The following is a 4,503-nucleotide window of genomic DNA, read 5'->3' as shown; positions in this document are numbered from 1 at the left end:
AACTCTTTAAGCTGCTGTCGCCCACGGATGTAGAGCGGCTGGCGATCTTCAGTTAGGGTGCTAATTAGTAGAAGATCTTCGGCGTACTGGTCGAGCAATCCTTCAACATTTTTTGCTTTAATGAAACCGATATGCTCTTTGTAGAGCTTGCTCATCGGAGACAATAGCAGTTGTTCCATTGGTGTTTTCATAGCAATCCTTTATGCAGCAGATGAGAACGCAAGCAAGTTTTAGAGACAAAATGTGGCTTAGATTAAGCCCAAATCCAAAAGCCAAAATGATAAGCAATTTTGCCGTCACGCATCATCCAAGCATCTCCAGCATTTACTGAACCAAGATCGTTATTGAAATTAGCTTGGAAGAAAATCGTATCTTCAGTCTCAGTAAAATCAAGAGACTTGAGGTCGATATGACCGATCGCTTTCATGTATTTATGAAAAAACTGTTTAATATTTTCACGACCTTGAATCGTAATTGGTGCGGGCATGTCAGCAAAGCCGTTGAAATAGGTAATTAACACAGCGTCTTCCGTGTAATCTCTATCTACCATCTCATCGACTTTTCCAGCTGCGATCGTCTCTAGATGGGTATTGAAAAACTTGCGCCCGGGAGAAATTGTTGAAGTTACCATTGTCTGACCTCTTTTGATTTGCAGTTAAGGTGGATTGACGAAATAGTTCGAGAAATTATGTCTTATGACACTCTTCCATGGAAAATTACAGTGTGCTGTTCCACTTCCACCAATCGTGTAGGCTGATGATGGAAGTAGAAAACTTTGCCTTAAAGCTGAGCAGACCCCTCATAATAATCAAGAGAGTCTACAATATACGTCGTAATGACTGCTTTTCCTGTCTTAGGCGATCGCTGCACTATCCAAGTTTGATAAGCATCTAGAGTAATCCGTTCGCTTTTTGCTGCTGGTGGATTCCACACGCTCGCTTCCCATTTCACAACCACTTTGACATCAGCCTTATCTCCCTTGGGAGTCACTTGGACTTGTTTTAAGGTATGAACTTCGTCGAAAAAAATGCCGATAACTCGTTCGTACCAATCTTTGAACCCATCAAAGCCGTAGACCGTTGCTTCAGGAAAGCGCATTTCTGAGCCTTTCTCAGCCAACATGGGGATATATTCTTCAAGTGGTGCGTGAACGTCCAATTTTGAGTACCAATCCGCTGCTAATTGCTGCACTTCAACTTGAGATAGAGTCGTGATATTGCTTAATGTCATGGTTTTTCCTCTCGATAATCTCGATAATTGGTAGAAACGCTAGATTGCTATTGACCGCACTTAACGCCAATTTTTGAGCCTGCAACCTCATTGGTCAGTACTAAGTCAATTAAAAAGGGTCCATTGTAAGCTAATGCTTTCTGGATGGCTGGTTCGATCTCGTCAGGCTGTTCAACTCGTATAGACTGAACTCCCATAGCTCGCGCTAACTCATCAAAACGGATATCTGGATTACCTATGGTGAAAGAAGTTGGAAAATCGTGTTCTGCAATTTCTCGTTCGCGCCAATATTGCATAATATTGAGCTTGAGTATTTGATAACTGTGATTGTTGCAGATGACAAATTTAGCATCAATGTTGTGATGTGCAGCAGTCCATAATGCCTGAATGGTATACATACTACCACCGTCACCGGTGAAACCAATAACCGTTTTATCTGGATTAGCCAGCTTTAAACCAATTGCACCTGGAATACCAACACCAAGAGAACCACCCCGCGTTTGAAAATAATATCCCAAAGTTGTGGGGGGAATGTAACGACAAAGTTCTTCAGAGTTAGTGATTGCTTCATCGAAAATTACCGTATCTGGTGGTATATGCTGAGCCAAGTCTCGCGCAAAACGCGAGAGATGCAAAGGTACTGAGTCGCAGACAGCTTTATCAGCCTCAAGCTGAGCCGTTAATTGCTGCTTTTTAGCTTCAGCTATCCGAATAGATCTTTGAAATGCTTCCTGCTGCTGTTCGGGAGTCATCATTGATTCTAAGGCTATGCCTAGAGCTGCAAGGGTAGTTTTCGGATCGCTAATCAGTCCGAGATCTACTGGAAAGTTTTTTGCAATCTCATAACCATTTAAGTCAATGTGAATCACTTTTGCATCGGGAGCAAAAGCACCAGATAGTGCAGGAAAGACTTCAGGGAAGACGTAAGTGCCGCAAATTAACACTGCATCTGCTTGGGAGGTGATGCGGCGGCTAACTTCACCAAACATATGTCCGAGCAGTCCCCCAAATAGAGGATGGGTAGCGCTCATGTTCGGTTCTGATGAATCTGCTCCCCATACTTGAGCGCCAAGCAGCTCGGCAACGCGGATTAATTCAGCTTGAGCATCTGAAAAAGCCACTCCGTCACCTACCACAATTAAAGGCTTAGTTGCAGTAGCTAGTATACTTGCGGCTCGTTCGATTTGTTCTGGTTCGGGGGTAACTCGCGCGATTGGGAAAGAAGTTGGAATCACTTCTTCTTCATTAGGAGCATCAAGGATATCCATTGGCAAGCTAACGAAGACAGGACCCATTGGCGGCGTACCAGCAATCTTAATTGCCCGACGCAAGACCCGCAAAAGAGAAGCAGGATCGACAACCCGAGTAGCCCATTTGGTCACGGGTTTTGCTATGCTTACAAGGTCAGCTGCCATCTGAGCATCCATTGCATCGTACATGATGCCTGCTTCACCAGCTAGCACGACCAGTGGTGCATGACCGCGCATCGCTTGGTACATCATGCCAATTCCATTTCCCAATCCAACACCACTATGTAGTTGCACAATTGTTGGTTTTTTGGTGGCACGGGCATAGCCATCAGCCATACCTACTGCAATCGTCTCTTGCAATGCAAAGACATATTTAAATTCAGGCTCGTAGTGACTTAAAGCGTCCAGAAATCCCTGCTCGACTGTTCCAGGGTTGCCGAACATGTAGTGTATGCCATCTGCAAGCAGTTGCTCTATAATCGCAAAGCGCCCATTTCTGTTAGCCATAATTTTTGTTTTCTTGGGCATAATCTATTTGCTAGTAGCGATCGCGCAGTTATTGCTGAGCTAAAAATCGCTCGGTTGAGATTTACCATCCATACCGTCTTAGCCCTTTCTCTAAGACTTCTACTAACTTCTGACCAGTTGTATAAGAATCTGCGGTAGACCGTCCCGTGATAAATGGATAGTCAACAATGACAGAAATCTCTCTGCCAAAATTACCGTGATATTCTCCGTCTGGAGCTGTCGCATCACTGAGGATATACTCTAGGGGATAGGGAGGTGGACCCATATTAAGATCGCTACCAACAAATCCAGTTCCATCTAGGTAGTCATACTCTTTACAGTGACCGGTGACGTGTTTTCCTCGAATAATACTCTTGCGTTCTACCAGGTCGCGAGCAAAAGCCAGACAAGTTACACCATAGCACTCCGCTGCGATCGGTTTACCCAACTTGTAGAAACCGAGGATGAGGTCATGGACTCTATGGTTATTTACCAAATCGACGATTGGACCGCTACCACCTACGATTAGAAGAGCGTCATATTGCGCCAGATCCTGCTGCACCTCGTCGAGTGCGTTGTTGTAGGCTTCCATTTCTCGCAGAAACTTCTCAGCACTCCAATAAGGGCGATCGGGTAACCATTCTGAAAGAACGATCGGATTATCTAGCCGAGGATTCTTTGGATCTTCTAATCGCTTGACTTTCTCCGCCATCTCCTCAGATACGACTGTCCGACCTAAAGGAGGGTCAACGAAAGTAGGGTCCAAGCTGGGAGGAAGCGCCACTGGTCTTTTACCAGTCGGAGTTGCAAAGTCTACTTGGTATCCTGCTGCATCAAAGGTTTCCAGAGGACCTACTAGTTCCTCACCCCAGTAGCCGTACTCTGACAGAATTGTCAGTATTTTTCTCATACAATATCTCCTGCATGTGAATTTGTTTTTAGATGATTAGCTAGCAACTCTTGCTCTTGCAAGGGGAGTAGTAGCCTTTTTGGTTGAGAAGAGGTTTGTAGCCGAGGAAATTTGTTGGATTCGTTCGGTAATAGCGTCTATAAATGGATATACTTCGTGTCGCGATCGACCAGTCACCAGATCGTCATCTACAACTACCCCTGTGGGTGAAGGTTCGTAAATTGCACCAGCATTCATGATGTCTGCAAGCACGACCTCATGACAGATAACTCGTCGTTCTTTAAGTAACTCTGGCATGGGTGTTAATATCCACAACCCATGACAGAGCGCCCCTTTGACAATCTTAGGATTCGCCATAGCTTTAGCATAAAATTGCACCGCTGGCGAAGTACGAACTTGTTCGCCACCGATTGGTTGACCCTCAGGTGGTTGGAAGTAACGTAGACGCACGCTGGTGTAATTGGCAGACATGATCACAGCTGCGTAGTCGTTAAGATCTACGTTTTGAAAATCGATATCCACTTCTATAGTTCGAGGTGTAGCGCCTGTATCTTCATCGCTGAAGAAGCGAACGCTCGGTTGACCCCAAAGCCTAGACATTAAATG

General features: G+C 44.9%; 5 protein-coding genes and 1 pseudogene. All 6 read right to left on the bottom strand.

Annotated features, from left to right (window positions below):
* Positions 1 to 191: pseudogene (locus ACRC32_RS25905) on the bottom strand (nuclear transport factor 2 family protein); the annotation flags it as partial.
* Positions 192 to 253: 62 nt separating this feature from the next.
* A complete protein-coding gene (locus ACRC32_RS25900; protein WP_015154217.1) occupies positions 254 to 631 on the bottom strand; it encodes a nuclear transport factor 2 family protein in 378 nt (125 codons plus the stop codon).
* Positions 632 to 780: 149 nt separating this feature from the next.
* Complete coding sequence (locus ACRC32_RS25895; protein WP_438556672.1) at positions 781 to 1,230, bottom strand: hypothetical protein; 450 nt, start codon at positions 1,228 to 1,230, stop codon at positions 781 to 783.
* A gap of 47 nt (positions 1,231 to 1,277) precedes the next feature.
* Complete coding sequence (locus ACRC32_RS25890) at positions 1,278 to 2,987, bottom strand: thiamine pyrophosphate-binding protein (protein WP_438556671.1); 1,710 nt, start codon at positions 2,985 to 2,987, stop codon at positions 1,278 to 1,280.
* An 82-nt stretch (positions 2,988 to 3,069) separates the two neighbouring features.
* Entirely contained in the window at positions 3,070 to 3,897 is an 828-nt protein-coding gene (locus ACRC32_RS25885; protein WP_438556670.1) for a type 1 glutamine amidotransferase domain-containing protein, read from the bottom strand.
* A 36-nt stretch (positions 3,898 to 3,933) separates the two neighbouring features.
* Positions 3,934 to 4,503, bottom strand: a 570-nt coding sequence (locus ACRC32_RS25880) for a DJ-1/PfpI family protein (protein ID WP_438556669.1), incomplete at its 5' end; no start/stop codon positions are given.

Origin of the sequence: Chroococcidiopsis sp. (assembly GCF_051657925.1) — a bacterium.
Classification (GTDB): Bacteria; Cyanobacteriota; Cyanobacteriia; order Cyanobacteriales; family Chroococcidiopsidaceae; genus Chroococcidiopsis.
This window is presented reverse-complemented; position numbering and strand designations above follow the sequence as displayed.

Excerpts from the sequence above, each read along its gene's own strand:
- ACRC32_RS25890 (WP_438556671.1), bottom strand. The coding sequence starts at position 2,987 with ATGGCTAACAGAAATGGGCGCTTTGCGATTATAGAGCAACTGCTTGCA.
- ACRC32_RS25885 (WP_438556670.1), bottom strand. The coding sequence starts at position 3,897 with ATGAGAAAAATACTGACAATTCTGTCAGAGTACGGCTACTGGGGTGAG.
- ACRC32_RS25900 (WP_015154217.1), bottom strand. The coding sequence starts at position 631 with ATGGTAACTTCAACAATTTCTCCCGGGCGCAAGTTTTTCAATACCCAT.
- ACRC32_RS25895 (WP_438556672.1), bottom strand. The coding sequence starts at position 1,230 with ATGACATTAAGCAATATCACGACTCTATCTCAAGTTGAAGTGCAGCAA.